Origin of the sequence: Flavobacterium rhizophilum (assembly GCF_046000485.1) — a bacterium.
In the GTDB taxonomy this organism is placed as follows: Bacteria; Bacteroidota; Bacteroidia; order Flavobacteriales; family Flavobacteriaceae; genus Flavobacterium; species Flavobacterium rhizophilum.
In genome coordinates this window covers 80474-95748 of sequence record NZ_JBELQB010000016.1, presented here as the reverse complement: position 1 = coordinate 95748, position 15275 = coordinate 80474, and the positions used below count along the sequence as shown (strand labels likewise).

Here is a 15275-nt window from a genome sequence, read left to right as displayed (position 1 = left end):
ATGTACGTCGCTGTATTAGCGGGTGCAAAACTAGTAAAGTTTTTCTTTTCTGCAAATATTTTCTGAACTTTTTTTTCAAAGCCTTTTTAAAGCAACTCCCTTTATTTAAAAGGGTTTCAGAACATTTACACTACCAAAGAACTTCGCCGTTATTGCGGGTGCAAAAGTAGAAAACTTTTTCTTTCTCACAAACTTTTACCAAACTTTTTTCTGATTATTTTTATCAGTAAAACACTCCTTAAAAATGTCGTTTGATAGCAGTAACTGTAAATGAACGTTTGCCTGTAATGCGGGTGCAAAAGTAGCTTTCTTTTCCACCCCCGCAAACTTTTAATACCATTTTTTTAATCTTTTTTTAACCTTATATCATAACTGGCTGAAAAGGTGACTTTTGAAGGTGGAAGTTTTTTTGAGTAAAACAGGAGATAATAGAAAACAGACAAAAACAGCTCTACTTTATATGGTATAGTAGAGACTTCTCAATACTTTATATTATGCATAAGAAGGACACCCTACTCTATATATAGTGTAATGATTACTTAATTGGAATGCTCATCGTAATACCGCACTGCCAGGTATATATTTTCAAAATCCAAAAAACCTGATTTAAAATGGTTAAGTACATCCGGTTTATCAATAAATATCCTACCAAGCAGTTCAAGCCAGTCTTCATCCATCCTTAAAAGATGCATTTCCTTATCCTTTTCTATAAAATAACAGGTGCCCTGATGACCGGTAGCATATCCGTACAACTTTAAATCTTTACCTTTATATAGTAACAACAGCCAATCTTCTTTTGAATCCAGCGTTTCTACTTTAGGTTTATCCCTGTACTCATATATATACTGACCTGTTTTATACACCAAACCAACTTCGCCTTTAAACTTTATTTTCTTACCCTGCTTAGAAATAATATAACGGGGCCCCAGAAAAGGATTATATACATCTCCATATATAGTGTCGTTATTTTTTACAAGATAATCGTCTTTGCTACCTCCCGAAGAATCTTTTTTAGCGTTCAATCCGGTATAAATACCATCTTTCGGCTCTTTATTAGTAGTGACGTAACCATTATAGCGATAGCCTTTCAGCTTATCGGCCTCATATCTGGTAAATGACCCCACTTTATCCTCGTCCATTTTTAGGAGATAGATTTTAAGTAATTCCTCTTTTACAGCCCCATATATAGTATCTCCGTTTTGAGTAACAATATAATCCAAAAAGAAATACTTACTACCCCTACCAGCTTCCTGAGCACCGATACTATTAAAAGAGAAAGCAAAAATGATATATAACAAGAGTGTTTTACCGTAGGACATAGAATTGATTTACTTTTACTGATTTTAAAATATAATATAAAGGGGGTTAAATTACACCTAATATATAATAGGTATTAATCCAGAAAATGGAGATCTATTAAATAATCACGTGTATTCACATCATAATAAACATCTATTTCCTTTTTTATATACAACTTAATAAGCAGGGTTTCCTTATCAATGGGTAGGCTACCACTTTTTAAAGTTTTTGTTGAACCATTAATTTTAAGCTTTATCTCAATGGTACTGGATGTATGTTGGGTTGTTACTTCGGCATTACGGGAATCTAAAAGCGAATTGAGAGCCTGTGCCCTATATCCACTTGAAGCCGGTTTTGTACTGTAGCTTTTCTTTGTACTTATCTTACATCTATCAAAGGGAACTGTTATTTTAACCCCTTCCTCTATTAAACGGTCTTCATATTCTGATTTCAGAATTTTTTGTAAAAGTGAATACCGCCTATCAGCTCGCTTCATCAATACATAAACCAACAGACAGGCAATTATCATAGTAAGCACTATGTAATCTTTTACAGACATATGAATAAGGGTGGTCATTTTTATCATTTCACCAAATATAACAAATAGCCTTTATACTTTAGCCCCGATAGAGCCGGCATCCCTGTAACGCAGTGAAAGGATACAGGCGAAAGCGGGAAAATGTTTTACCGGCACTCCCCCAGCATTTCGCTTCTGATAATTTTAACCCTGTTATTTTTAGGATTTTGCAATATAAACCCCTTTAATTGCAAACACATACTAATATTATGTTAAGCAATGTCTTACAATTTTAAAAGCTGTAAGAATTTACTATTTTTAGGCTTTCTCACTTTTAAATACTTTTAAAAATGAGCCACAGTAATAAACCAAATGCTACACGTACTCTTATATATATAGGTATAGGTGTGGCCATAAGTATATCTGGTACTTTTATGAGTTGTAACGATAAATTTGTTGAAAGCCAAACCGTGTTTGACCTTCCGGTAAACAGAACCATGCAGGAACTACTTGCCGGATATGACACCGACGGCGATAAGAAAATAACCAAAGACGATGCCCCAAACAAGGATTACTTTTTAGTAAGCACTAAAGGAGATACCGTTATTATAAGGAATACCTACTACCTGTCTAACCTGTTACAGGAACTTGCCATTGCAAACGAAAATGCACAGGACACGGCCCTTATTACCCTTAGACAAATACAGGAACCACCTGCCGAACGCATATCACGCCGCATAAAAACCCAATTTTGGGACGACCTGACCCGTACTATTGACGAAAAAGGGATTAACCGAATTATGGACGATGATAAAATGCATGATGAACGCAGGCGCATTTATGTTCCGTATGATGATCAGGTAGGGATTGCCTATTTCCATAACCTGCAAAAAAGGATGCCGAAACTGGAGGTGGTTGTACTTCCGGAAAATATTACTCCGGAATATGTAGAGTCTATTAACAACATGCCCGGTATTTTAGCACTTAAAATAGAGAACAACAAGGGGGTTCCGTTTGTGGTTCCCGGCGGACGTTTTAACGAAATGTACGGCTGGGACAGTTACTTTGAGGGCGTAGGCCTTATTATTGACCACAGGCTGGACCTTGCCAAAGGTATGGTAGATAATTTTTGCTATCAGATAAGGCATTACGGTAAAATACTAAACGCCAATCGCTCCTATTATTTAACGCGTACGCAACCGCCGTTCCTTTCGTCTTATATAAGAGAGGTGTATGCCGCCATGCATCCTAAAGATAAAAAATGGCTGGAGGAATGCCTTGCCACTGCCATAACAGAGTATGAAAACGTATGGATGCATAGCAAAAGGTACACCCCTGCCACAGGACTTAACCGTTTTTATGCTAGCGGAAAAGGAATTCCGCCGGAAACAGAACCCGGACATTTTAAAGCTGTACTGCAGGAATATGCCGACAGACACAAAATTGCGGTAGAGGAATTTGAAGAATTATACAAAGCGGGAGTAATAAAAGATAGCACCCTTGACCGTTATTTTACGCACGACCGTACCTTGCGCGAAAGCGGACACGACACCAGCTGGCGACTGGATAATATTGCTGCCGACCTGAATTGTGTTGACATTAATGCCCTGTTGTATAAATACGAGAAAGATTTTGAGTTTTTAATAGGTACTTATTTTAAAGACAGTTTTACCGTAAACGGAAAAACCTATACATCGGCTTACTGGAGCGAAAAGGCTGCCGACCGCCGCGAACTAATGGAAAAATACATGTGGGATGAAAAAGCAGGCTGCTTTTTTGACTACAACTTTAAGAAGGAAGAAATAACCGATTATATGTCGGCTACTAATTTCTTTCCCCTATGGGCTGGATTATGCACCCATGAGCAGGCCGAAAAGATGGTACCTATATTAATGAGTGACCTCAAGGCTAAGGGTGGTATACTGGCATCGACTAAAGAATCGGTAGAGAAATATAAAACCAGCGAGGTACAACGCCAGTGGGACTACCCTAACGGGTGGGCTCCGCACCAAATGTTGTTATGGAAAGGACTTATTGATTATGGGTACGAAAAAGAGGCACGCGAACTGATATATCGCTGGCTGTGGACCATTACCCAAAATGCAGTTGACTATAACGGGACAATCCCTGAAAAGTATGATGTGGTAAACACCACCCATAAGGTATATGCCGAATATGGAAACGTAGGAACCGAGTTTGCTTACATTACAAAGTCGGGCTTTGGGTGGATGAATGCGTCCTATCAGTACGGGCTCTCGTTACTGCCACAGGAGTATATCCAAAAACTGGACAATTTAGAAAACCCCGATGTGGTGTTTGGAGAAACTAAAAAGCAATAACCACTACAGGATAACCTATTTTTTATCCATTAATTTAAGGGCATCGGTTCTGGTTACGTTTTTACCGTCAAAATAAAAATAGGCGTACAATGGGAAGTCGGCTTCTTTTACAATTACCTGCCTTTGTTCTCCCTTATTAATGTATATCACATTTTTTTGAGTGTACTTTATGTCTATTTTTAACGAATCCATACGGGAAGTTACCGCATCATGATACAACATATTCTCATCGGCTAGAGTATAAAAATTATCCTCCCCTATTTCCTTTTTTAAATCATTAATCTGGTTGGAGTTTAACGCTACCACAATAACCGTAGGTTTATCAAGTATAAACTGCTCGGCTGCCATTGTGAGTTTAGTATGTGGGGAATCGGCATCGGTATTTAAGTCCTGGTTATCATCATGCACGCTCCCCTCTGCAACAGTTTGCTCTATTTGAGTAGTTGCTTCATTCCCGTTTGCGTCTGATTCCGTTTTAGTGTCCCGCTTGCAGGAATACAAAGCAAACACTGCCAGTAAAATAACAATCCGGTTCATAGGGTTATGGTTTTTAGGTTGCCCTACTAAGTTAGTTAATTTTAACGTTTTAATAAGAAATAACATTATCTTTTTATTGCCTGTGTATTATAATTTAAAAATAAAGTTAACTTTGAAGAAAAACAAAAACTAACTTTTACTATGAATGATGCTCAATTTCACCTTGTGGTAAACCACCTGCCTATTATCACACCTACTATAGGATTTGTAATTATGCTTGGCGGATTCATTTCGGGTTCAGAAGCGGTAAAGCGTACTGCTTACTTTATTTTTGTACTAACCGCTTTATTTGCTATCCCGGCAATGGCTACCGGCGAAGGTGCCGAAGAAATTGTGGAACACCTGGGCGCCGATCATCATTTAATTCATGAACACGAAGAGAAAGCCGAAACGCTTGCCATGCTTTGCTATATACTGGGCGGACTTAGCCTTGCCGGACTTTGGGCAAGTTTTAAAAACAAGTCGTTTGGTAAAGGTATTGCCATTGTAGCCTTACTGTTTAGCGGTGTTGTGGGTTACTTTGGTTATGAAACCGGACATACAGGAGGCGAAATAAGCCATCCTGAAATAAGAGCCGACTTTAAAGCCGAAGAACATGAAGATCACGACCATCACTAGGATATAACGATTACATATACATAAAAAAATCCCGCTCAATGAGTGGGATTTTTTGTTATCGAATTATGATAGAGATTTCTCCACTTCACTGCGTTTCGGTCGAAATGGAAAAGTAAACTATAAAAGAAATTTGTTCCATTTCGAGTGGAGTGAAACGGAATCGAGAAATCTCAAATTTCTTCATTTAAAAATCTCCAATCAGGGTTAACTTTATTTATCAAATCATCTTTTTTACTTCTACTCCATTTTTTAAGTTGATTCTCTCTGTCAATCGCAGTCTGAACTTCAGTATAATGTTCCCAATAAATGAGGTTAAAACATTTATATCTTGCTGTAAAAGATTTTGAATGTGCTTCAGGATTTTGATGAAAATGCAACCTGTCTTTTAAATCAGTAGTAAAACCTATATATAAAACAGTCTTACTTTTATTAGTAAGAATATAAACAAAATAATTATGCTGCCCTAGAGTTTGAAACATCTTCAAATGTACTGATTTTGTCTAGATTTCTCCACTCCACTGCGTTTCGGTCGAAATGGAAAAAACTAGTCTCCCGTTTACTGAAACCTGTTCCATTTTGAGTGAAGTGAAACGGAATCAGGTAAATTCATTAGAACCGAATTAATTCCCAATACAGGGAAACTTTTATTAATCACATTCAATTTTAAAACCATACCTTTCCATATCATCATAAACCACTTTAATTCCGCTGTCATCATCATATTTTTCAACTTCAAACACTTCCTCTAATCTTTTACTGTTTACAATTTGCAGTATAGAGTTGTGTTCCTTACCTGAATGTGATAAAATAATTAAACAATCTAATAAAGCATTACCTTCTGCTCCAATATAACCCCGGTAACCAAACAAAACTTCTCCCAGCAAACAATAAAAATCGGTTCTACTGCTAACTAAATTGGCATCTAAAACATAAACTCCGTTTTGGATAATCGAAGTTGCTATACCTGTCCATTTAAAACACGCCCTAATCCAACCTTCTTTTTCTGCTTCAGCAGATAATTCTTTCCAGTCAATTAGCTCATCTCTTTTCCATCTTACAAAAAAATTATAGACGTAAATCTGATACAAAGAAAAGTCCTCATCCGGAATTATTGAAATTCCCGTCACCAAACCGTCTTCAAAAAAAATATCTTTAAATTCAAGGTAAATAATATCACAAATATCATCTTTTAAAAAAATCCTGACCTTAAACCAACCATCTAATGATAATTGAGATAAATCAAGGTGAAACTTTTTTACAGATAAGTAAACCGAGCCATCATCATTGATTTTCACCTCTTCAAGATAACATTCAAACAAACTGTCATTTTCAGTCAAATTTGATTCTTCACGATAAAAATCAATCTTCAAACCATTTACCATTATTTAGCTTAATTTTAAAGTACTTCGTTTGGTTATAATACTTTGTATATATAAAAACATATTATTAAAAAACTATATCCAAATATAACTAAATCACCATTACCTTAACAAAAAGAGAAGCAACTCTAAAACAAACAAAACTTTCACTTTAAATCCTTTATTCACATATTGCCTTTGTATAGTTAATACGTTATATTTGCATTCAATAAAATTTTAATAATGATAAATATTACATTACCGGACGGTTCAGTCAAAAAATTTGACGCAGGGGTAACGCCAATAGACGTTGCCATGAGCATTAGTGAAGGATTAGCGAGAAACGTAATCTCGGCTTCCTTTAATGGTACAACTGTTGAAACTAAAACCCCACTGACGACCGACGGTTCATTAATATTATACACCTGGAACGACAAAGAGGGTAAAAAGGCTTTTTGGCACTCTACTTCTCACGTTTTGGCACAGGCTTTGCAGGAAATGTACCCGGGCATCAAACTTACTATTGGTCCGGCTATTGACAATGGTTTTTATTATGACGTAGATTTTGGCGATCAAACCATTACCGATAAGGACTTCAAAGCCATTGAAGACCGCGTGCTTGCCATTTCCAGAGAGAAACACGAATTTAAAATGCGTTCGGCTTCAAAAGCTGAGGCGCTTGAGTTTTATAAAAGTGAAAATAATCCGTATAAGGTTGAGCTTATTGAAAATCTGGAAGACGGTACTATCACTTTTTGTGACCATGCTACCTTTACCGATTTATGTCGTGGTGGGCACATCCCAAACACTGGCATTATTAAGGCGGTAAAAATTATGAGCGTTGCCGGTGCTTACTGGAGAGGTGACGAGAAAAACAAGCAGCTTACACGTGTATACGGTATATCTTTCCCTAAACAAAAAGAGCTTACAGAGTATCTTGAGCTATTGGAAGAGGCTAAAAGACGTGACCACAGGAAACTGGGTAAAGAGCTTGAGCTTTTTGCTTTTTCAAGCAAAGTAGGACAAGGTTTACCGTTATGGTTACCTAAAGGTGCCGCACTACGTGACCGCCTTGAGCAATTTCTTAAAAAAGCACAGAAGAAAGCAGGATACGAGCAGGTTGTGAGTCCGCACATTGGTCAAAAGGAACTTTATGTAACTTCAGGCCACTATGCAAAATATGGGGCAGACAGCTTCCAGCCTATCCACACTCCAAACGAGGGTGAAGAGTTCTTACTAAAACCAATGAACTGTCCGCATCACTGCGAGATCTATAATACAAAACCATGGTCGTACAAAGACCTGCCAAAACGCTATGCTGAGTTTGGTACTGTGTACCGTTATGAGCAAAGTGGTGAGCTTCACGGTTTAACACGTGTTCGCGGATTTACTCAGGATGATGCACACATTTTCTGTACTCCGGATCAGCTGGATGAAGAATTCAAAAAAGTAATCGACCTTGTACTTTATGTATTCGGTTCGCTTGGATTTGAAAACTTCAGTGCGCAAATATCACTTCGTGATAAGGAAGACAGGGAAAAATACATTGGTACAGAAGAGAACTGGGAAAAAGCAGAGAACGCTATCATCAATGCAGCTAAAGACAAAGGTCTTAACACTGTAGTTGAGTATGGAGAAGCAGCTTTCTACGGACCTAAGCTTGACTTTATGGTGAAAGATGCACTGGGCAGACAGTGGCAACTTGGAACAATCCAGGTGGACTACAACCTACCAGAGCGCTTTGACCTAACGTACAAAGGTGCTGATAATGAGCTTCACCGCCCTGTAATGATTCACCGTGCGCCATTTGGATCAATGGAAAGATTCATTGCGATTTTACTTGAAAATACAGCCGGAAACTTCCCGCTTTGGTTAATGCCGGAGCAGGCTATCATACTGTCTCTTAGTGAGAAATATGAAAATTATGCTAAAAAAGTTTTAGATTTGCTGGAAAATCACGAAATTCGCGCCCTAATTGATAACAGAAACGAAACGATTGGTAAAAAGATTCGTGAAGCCGAGGTTCAAAAGCTTCCGTTTATGCTGATTGTGGGAGAAGAAGAAGAGAAAAACGGAACGATATCTGTACGCCGTCACGGTGACGCAGGTAAGTCGAACCAAACAATGTCTATAGAACAATTTGCTGCCCTAGTAGAGGAAGAAGTAAATAAGACATTAAAACCATTTGAAGTTTAACATTTAAATTTTTATAGCCATAGCAATAAGAAACAACAGAGGATATAGCCCTCGCGTAGAGAAAAAAGATCCCCACAGGATAAATAATCACATTCGCGTACCTGAAATCAGGCTGGTGGGTGATAATGTGGAACAGGGTGTGTACAACACATCTAAAGCTCTGCAAATGGCAGAGGAGATGGAACTGGATTTGGTAGAGATCTCTCCAAATGCTGCACCTCCTGTATGCAAGATCATGGATTATAAAAAGTTTCTTTATGAGCAAAAGAAACGCGACAAAATGCTTAAAGCAAAATCTTCACAAATTACCGTGAAGGAAATTCGTTTTGGTCCTCAAACCGATGAGCACGATTACGAGTTTAAAAAGAAAAATGCTGAGAAATTCCTTAAAGAGGGTTCAAAACTAAAAGCTTTTGTATTCTTTAAAGGACGTTCCATCATATACAAAGAGCAGGGACAAATACTTCTTTTAAGGCTTGCCCAGGATCTTGAAGAATATGGTAAAGTAGAGTCTATGCCGGTTCTTGAAGGTAAAAGAATGATTATGTTTATCGCTCCTAAGAAAAAGAAATAATAAGGTATAACAGCCTTGTTTAAAAACAAGTAAGTAAGATAACTAAATACAGGAAGAAAATGCCTAAGATGAAAACTAAATCCAGTGCTAAAAAGCGTTTTAAGCTTACAGGTTCTGGTAAAATCAAAAGAAAGCACGCTTTCAAAAGTCACATCCTGACAAAAAAATCTAAAAAGCGCAAGCTGGCTCTTACTCACTCAACTCTTGTTCACAAAGTTGACGAAAGAAGCGTGAAAGAGCAATTAAGACTTATCTAATATATAAGTCCGGTTAAAACAATTTAATAACCCTGGAGTATGGCTTTTAAGTCTCCCCATTAATAACGGAGCGCCTACTACAAAAAACATTTAAAATTATGCCAAGAGCAGTAAATTCAGTTGCTTCAAGAGCTAGAAGAAAAAGAGTATTGAAGCAAGCCAAAGGATACTTTGGAAGACGTAAAAACGTTTGGACAGTAGCTAAAAACGCGGTTGAGAAAGCAATGGCTTACTCTTACCGTGACAGAAAACAAAAGAAGAGAAACTTCCGTTCACTTTGGATTATGCGTATCAACGCTGGTGCAAGACTACACGGAATGAGCTACTCTCAATTCATGGGTAAAGTTAAAGCTAACGGTATTGAACTTAATCGTAAAGTTCTTGCTGACCTAGCTATGAACCACCCTGAAGCTTTTGCAGCTATCGTTAATAAAGTTAAATAATTACGTAAACAATATATTATCTTACTTATAATAAAACCCGCTCAATGAGCGGGTTTTTTATTTATATTGCTACTTGTATTAACCATATTGACCAAATTATGTTTTGGAATAAAAAAGATAAACTCCCTGTTACTCCTGAAGACAAAGAATGGGTAGAAGATAAACTTCTTGCAATAAAATCTATCTTTAATGAAGTTGATTATTATAAGAATATTGAAACAATTTTACCAACTAAAAGATTTTATGATAAAGAGTTTGACGGTACAGAAGAAGATGCCTGGTTTATTTTAGAACAAACAAAAATATATATGGACATACCTCATGAAGGTATAAAACTTGAATTCTTTTCAAACACCCCCATAGAAATGGCTGACGGCACACTATTAAGCACACCTTCTGATAACATACAAGGAACATGGATGGGTGCAACAGGAACATATCAAAGTAAAGGAGAAGATATTATTATTTCTATAGAAAAAGAACAGCTTAAAAATCCACTGGAACTTATAGCAACCATGTCACACGAGCTTTCACATTATATACTTCTGTATGAAGGGTGGCTTTTAGAAAATGATGAATATCTCACAGATCTATTAGCTGTTGCTTATGGTTTCGGAATATTTATAGGAAATACAAGATTTAATTTCTCTACCTTTTCAAACTTAAAAGGAAGCGGTTGGCAAATGTCCAGAAAAGGTTATTTACCGGAACAGATTGTTGCTTATGCAATGGCATGGTTAAGCATATACCGCAAAGAAAATACCGACTGGAAAAAATTCCTGAACAAATCTATGCTCAAATATTTTGAACAAAATATACAGTATATAGAAAACAACAGAGATAAAATTCGTTTTGAATAAAAAAGGCCTGCTTATAAGCAGGCCTTTTCATTATGTTTTAAGTTTCTTTTTCCTTGCAGCCGGGAATAGCACATTATTCAAAATAAGTCTGTAGCCCGGTGAATTAGGGTGCAGGTCTAACACCGTAGGTGCATCACCTACCCTATGCTGATAATCTTCGGGATCGTGCCCTCCATAAAAAGTAAACATTCCCTTTCCTTTAGTACCGTGTATGTAACGGGCTTCTCCATTTTGAAGATTTTGCCCCATTATAAGTACATTCGATTTTACTAAACTTTCATCAAACGATGTGGTTTGTCCCATAAAGCCTTTTACGAGTTGTGTATGGTTTTGGCAAAGCATTGTAGGGATTGGATCCCACTTTGCCGAATACTCCATTAACGTAAAATAATCGTTATCCATAAGTACCTTTCGCTTGGTGGTCATATCAATGTCTGAGAATTCGTAAACCACAGGGTTACGCTCCAAATGGAAATCTTTAAACGCCATTGTTTTATTATAGTCAATACTTGCCTGATAGTTTGGATCACTCGGGTCACCGTCAAACATCGTCTCACAAATATCTACTCCATCTGCCGAAAGGGCAATATCAAAACTATCGGTAGCCGAACACATGGCAAACATAAATCCGCCACCTATTACAAAATCCCTTATTTTATTAGCTACAGCCAGTTTCTCTTCAGATACTTTACTGTAACCCAGCTTTGTTGCCAGTTCCTCGGCCTCTTTCTTCTGTTCTATATACCACGGTGCATTGCGATAGGCTCCAAAAAACCGACCATACTGCCCTGTAAAATCCTCATGGTGCAGGTGTAGCCAGTCATAAAGTAGCAAGGCATCATTTAAAACCTCTTCGTCATAAATTTTTTCAAACGGAATCTCGGCATAAGTAAGCACCAATGTTACGGCATCATCCCACGGTTTCTTCCCTACAGGTGTGTATACCGCAATCTTAGGTGCTTTCTCAAGAACAACGGTCTCCATATTTTGAGACGGACTGCTAATCTCATCCTGGATGGACTTAGCCTCGCCGTCACTTATCACTTCAAAAGTCACTCCCCTAATTTGGCATTCACGTCTTATCTCTTCGGCATCAGGAAGCAAAAATGAGCCTCCTCTGTAATTAAGCAGCCAGCTGGCTTTATAATTCTTCTCCAAAACCCAATAAGTTATCCCATATGCCTTTAAATGGTTTTGCTGCGTACTTTCATCCATAGGTATTAAAATCATGGAAGCGCGGCCCGCAAACGAGACCATTAAAAATAATAGGAGTATGAATTGTTTTTTAAGCATTTTAAATAGATTTTATTCAAAGATAAACTAAAAGCTGCGGTAATACACAGCTATGAGTTTACATAGAGTAACGATTTACAATTTAAGGTATTATAAAAGTATCAAAAAGAAATAAAAAAAGCACATCCAAACGATGTGCTTTCTATATTTTTAAGGTTACATAATGTTTTACGCCTTAGGGCTCTAGTACTACCACATGTTCTGCTTCGTGTACTTCAATGTCCCAAAGGGCTTTTTCGGCTTCTGTACTGGCTTGTAAAAAGTCGTTATTCATATGCTTGCGGGGTTATAATTGGTTACTTTGCTATTCTTTATTATTTAGAACGGAACATCGTCATCATCATGCGCTCCGCCGCCGCTGTTCATGTTACTGCCAAAGGCTTCGTTTGCCGAAGGCAGGTTTTTGATTATACCGGCATTATCGTTATCATTCATACTTGACGGAAGCTCGTCAAACGGCGAAGCGAAATCGTCAAGGTTATCAAACTTACCGAGACTACCTACGAATTTAAGCCTGATGTTATCCAAACCACCGTTACGGTGCTTAGCCACGATAAACTCTGCCTGTCCCTGTGTTGGCGATCTTTCTTCATCATCCCATTCGTCAATCTTATAATATTCGGGACGATAAATGAACGATACGATATCGGCATCCTGCTCAATCGCACCCGATTCCCTAAGGTCAGAAAGTAACGGCCTCTTGCTCGATCCCCTTGTCTCTACCGCACGGGACAGCTGTGATAGTGCAATTACCGGAACATTAAGCTCTTTTGCCAGTGCCTTAAGGTTACGGGAAATGGTCGAGATTTCCTGCTCACGGTTACCTCCGTTTTTCCCTGCCGCACCACCGGCGGTCATAAGCTGAAGGTAGTCAATAATAATCATCCTGATTCCGTACTGCGAGGCAAGCCTCCTTGCTTTTGCCCTAAGGTCAAAAATAGAAAGGGATGGTGTATCATCAATATATAAAGGGGCTTTTTCAAGATCCTTTACTTTAATACTTAATTGTTCCCACTCGTGTTTTTCAAGTTTTCCGGTACGCAGCTTTTCAGACGACAGTCCGGTTTCACTCGAAATCAAACGGGTAATTAGCTGTACCGAGGACATCTCCAGCGAGAATACTGCCACACCATGGTTAAAATCGATAGCAATATTTCTTGCCATAGAAAGTACAAAAGCGGTTTTACCCATACCCGGCCTTGCCGCGATAATGATAAGGTCACTGGGCTGCCAGCCCGATGTAAGCTTATCCAAATCATGGAAACCTGTTGCAACACCACTTAACCCTTCCTTACCTGCAATTTCCTCAATACGTTTTTTTGCCTGAATAACAAGGCTCTGCGCCGTTTCAGAACTACGCTTAATATTACCTTGCGTTACTTCATACAGTTTTGACTCTGCCTGATCAAGCAGGTCAAAAATATCTGTTGTCTCATCATAAGCCTCTTCGATAATTTCGCTCGATATTTTGATAAGGCTTCGCTGAATAAATTTTTGTAATATAATCCTTGAGTGAAACTCAATGTGAGCAGAAGACGATATCTTTTGCGTTAGCTGTATAAGATAAAAGTCTCCACCTACCTGATCCAGTTTTCCGCTCTTTTTAAGCTGAGCAGAAACTGTTAATAAGTCAATTGGCTGGGTGTCGTTAAATAGTTGGACTATGGCCTCAAAAATAAACTTGTGAGCCTCTTTATAAAAGGCATCCGGCTGTAAAATATCTATTACCTCGTCTACCCCTTTTTTATCTATCATCATGGCACCTAAAACAGCCTCTTCAAGGTCCAGCGCCTGCGGTGGTAGCTTGCCTTTCTCCAAGTTGATAATAGATGATTTATCAACTTTTACCGGGTTTACGTTCCTGATGTTTTCCATTATGCTAATGTAATTAAATTTAAAATGGTTGCGTTAAGCAATTGTTAAGAACCTTATGTTAATTAACTGTTGATAAACAGTTAATTAATTGTTTATAACTCAAAAAAAATCCGAAGCTGCAAGGCTTCGGATTAATAATGCCGTTAAAACAAGGTTATTCTTTAAACTCCCCCATTTTACTGTACTTATCCATCCTTTTCTCAATCAGCTCCTCTGTTGATAAGTCTTTAAGTTCTTTATGTGCTTTTAAGATGAATTTCTTTACGCTCTCAAAAGTGGTTTCTCTGTCATAGTGAGCACCTCCAAGTGGTTCAGGAATAATATCATCAATAAGCTTTTGTTTTTTCATGTCGAAAGAAGTAAGCTTTAATGCCTCAGCTGCCTGCTCCTTAAACTCCCAGCTCCTCCATAGGATTGAAGAACACGATTCTGGCGAAATTACAGAGTACCATGTGTTTTCCAGCATGAATACTTTGTCTCCAACACCAATACCTAATGCTCCACCGGAAGCACCCTCACCTACTATAACGGTAATAACAGGTGTTTTAAGGCGTACCATCTCAAAAATATTTCTTGCGATAGCTTCTCCCTGTCCTCTTTCCTCTGCTTCAAGCCCTGGGTATGCACCCGGAGTATCTACAAGAGTGATTACAGGAATACCAAACTTCTCGGCCATTTTCATAAGGCGAAGCGCTTTACGATACCCCTCAGGGTTAGCCATACCAAAGTTTCTGTATTGCCTTGTTTTGGTATTGAAACCTTTTTGCTGACCTACTATCATAAACGACTGATCGCCTATTTTTGCAAGCCCGCCCACCATTGCTTTATCATCTTTAAAGCCACGGTCTCCAAACAGCTCAAGGAAAGTTCCGTCAGACAGTGCCTTGATGTAGTCCATAGTATACGGACGACTAGGGTGTCTTGAAAGCTGAACCCTTTGCCATGCAGTTAGGTTCTTATATATGCTTTTCTTAGTTTCTTCTAACTTTTTCTCAATTTGCTTACATGTATTAGATACATCCACATCCGATTCCTGACCAATTAGTGTGCATTTATCCAACTGATCTTCAAGCTCTTTAATCGGAAGCTCAAAATCTAAGTATTCCATA

Annotated in this window: 15 protein-coding genes; 7 read left to right on the top strand and 8 right to left on the bottom strand. The window is 38.1% G+C overall.

Annotated features, from left to right (window positions below):
- Positions 1–539: 539 nt before the first annotated feature.
- Both ABS768_RS16925 and ABS768_RS16920 read right to left on the bottom strand, forming a co-directional pair.
- Entirely contained in the window at positions 540–1319 is a 780-nt protein-coding gene (locus ABS768_RS16925; RefSeq protein ID WP_408076138.1) for a hypothetical protein, read from the bottom strand.
- A gap of 74 nt (positions 1320–1393) precedes the next feature.
- Positions 1394–1876: a hypothetical protein gene (locus ABS768_RS16920; RefSeq protein WP_408076137.1), complete on the bottom strand. Its 483-nt coding sequence runs from the start codon at positions 1874–1876 to the stop codon at positions 1394–1396.
- A 290-nt stretch (positions 1877–2166) separates the two neighbouring features.
- On the opposite strand from ABS768_RS16920, the gene ABS768_RS16915 reads away from it, so the two are divergent.
- Positions 2167–4155 (top strand): trehalase family glycosidase, encoded by a 1989-nt coding sequence (locus ABS768_RS16915; protein WP_408076136.1) that lies wholly within the window; start codon positions 2167–2169, stop codon positions 4153–4155.
- 15 nt (positions 4156–4170) lie between these two features.
- On the opposite strand, the gene ABS768_RS16910 is transcribed toward ABS768_RS16915, so the two are convergent.
- Positions 4171–4692 (bottom strand): hypothetical protein, encoded by a 522-nt coding sequence (locus ABS768_RS16910; protein WP_408076135.1) that lies wholly within the window; start codon positions 4690–4692, stop codon positions 4171–4173.
- A gap of 141 nt (positions 4693–4833) precedes the next feature.
- On the opposite strand from ABS768_RS16910, the gene ABS768_RS16905 reads away from it, so the two are divergent.
- The gene (locus ABS768_RS16905; RefSeq protein WP_408076134.1) at positions 4834–5310 is read left to right on the top strand and encodes a hypothetical protein; all 477 of its coding nucleotides are present in this window, start codon (positions 4834–4836) and stop codon (positions 5308–5310) included.
- Between the two features lie 170 nt (positions 5311–5480).
- On the opposite strand, the gene ABS768_RS16900 is transcribed toward ABS768_RS16905, so the two are convergent.
- Entirely contained in the window at positions 5481–5789 is a 309-nt protein-coding gene (locus ABS768_RS16900) for a GIY-YIG nuclease family protein (RefSeq protein ID WP_408076133.1), read from the bottom strand.
- 168 nt (positions 5790–5957) lie between these two features.
- Positions 5958–6692: a hypothetical protein gene (locus ABS768_RS16895; RefSeq protein ID WP_408076132.1), complete on the bottom strand. Its 735-nt coding sequence runs from the start codon at positions 6690–6692 to the stop codon at positions 5958–5960.
- Positions 6693–6911: 219 nt separating this feature from the next.
- On the opposite strand from ABS768_RS16895, the gene thrS reads away from it, so the two are divergent.
- The 5 genes from thrS (at position 6912) to ABS768_RS16870 (ending at position 10998) form a co-directional block, all read left to right on the top strand.
- Positions 6912–8864, top strand: coding sequence for a threonine--tRNA ligase (thrS, locus tag ABS768_RS16890; RefSeq protein ID WP_408076131.1), 1953 nt, complete (start codon positions 6912–6914; stop codon positions 8862–8864).
- Positions 8865–8883: 19 nt separating this feature from the next.
- Positions 8884–9438: a translation initiation factor IF-3 gene (gene infC / locus ABS768_RS16885; protein WP_408076140.1), complete on the top strand. Its 555-nt coding sequence runs from the start codon at positions 8884–8886 to the stop codon at positions 9436–9438.
- A 59-nt stretch (positions 9439–9497) separates the two neighbouring features.
- Positions 9498–9695 (top strand): 50S ribosomal protein L35, encoded by a 198-nt coding sequence (gene rpmI / locus ABS768_RS16880; RefSeq protein ID WP_084596089.1) that lies wholly within the window; start codon positions 9498–9500, stop codon positions 9693–9695.
- A 98-nt stretch (positions 9696–9793) separates the two neighbouring features.
- Positions 9794–10138: a 50S ribosomal protein L20 gene (gene rplT / locus ABS768_RS16875; protein WP_035135856.1), complete on the top strand. Its 345-nt coding sequence runs from the start codon at positions 9794–9796 to the stop codon at positions 10136–10138.
- Positions 10139–10236: 98 nt separating this feature from the next.
- Entirely contained in the window at positions 10237–10998 is a 762-nt protein-coding gene (locus ABS768_RS16870; protein WP_408076130.1) for a hypothetical protein, read from the top strand.
- 30 nt (positions 10999–11028) lie between these two features.
- Here ABS768_RS16870 and ABS768_RS16865 read toward each other — a convergent pair whose 3' ends face one another.
- The 3 genes from ABS768_RS16865 to ABS768_RS16855 all read right to left on the bottom strand — a co-directional run bounded on the left by ABS768_RS16865 (position 11029) and on the right by ABS768_RS16855 (position 15274).
- Complete coding sequence (locus ABS768_RS16865) at positions 11029–12291, bottom strand: asparagine synthetase B (RefSeq protein WP_408076129.1); 1263 nt, start codon at positions 12289–12291, stop codon at positions 11029–11031.
- A 318-nt stretch (positions 12292–12609) separates the two neighbouring features.
- Positions 12610–14166, bottom strand: a complete 1557-nt coding sequence (gene dnaB / locus ABS768_RS16860; RefSeq protein ID WP_408076128.1) for a replicative DNA helicase — start codon at positions 14164–14166, stop codon at positions 12610–12612.
- Between the two features lie 154 nt (positions 14167–14320).
- On the bottom strand, positions 14321–15274 hold the full coding sequence (locus tag ABS768_RS16855) for an acetyl-CoA carboxylase carboxyltransferase subunit alpha (RefSeq protein WP_408076127.1): 954 nt from the start codon (positions 15272–15274) through the stop codon (positions 14321–14323).
- Position 15275 lies beyond the last annotated feature (1 nt).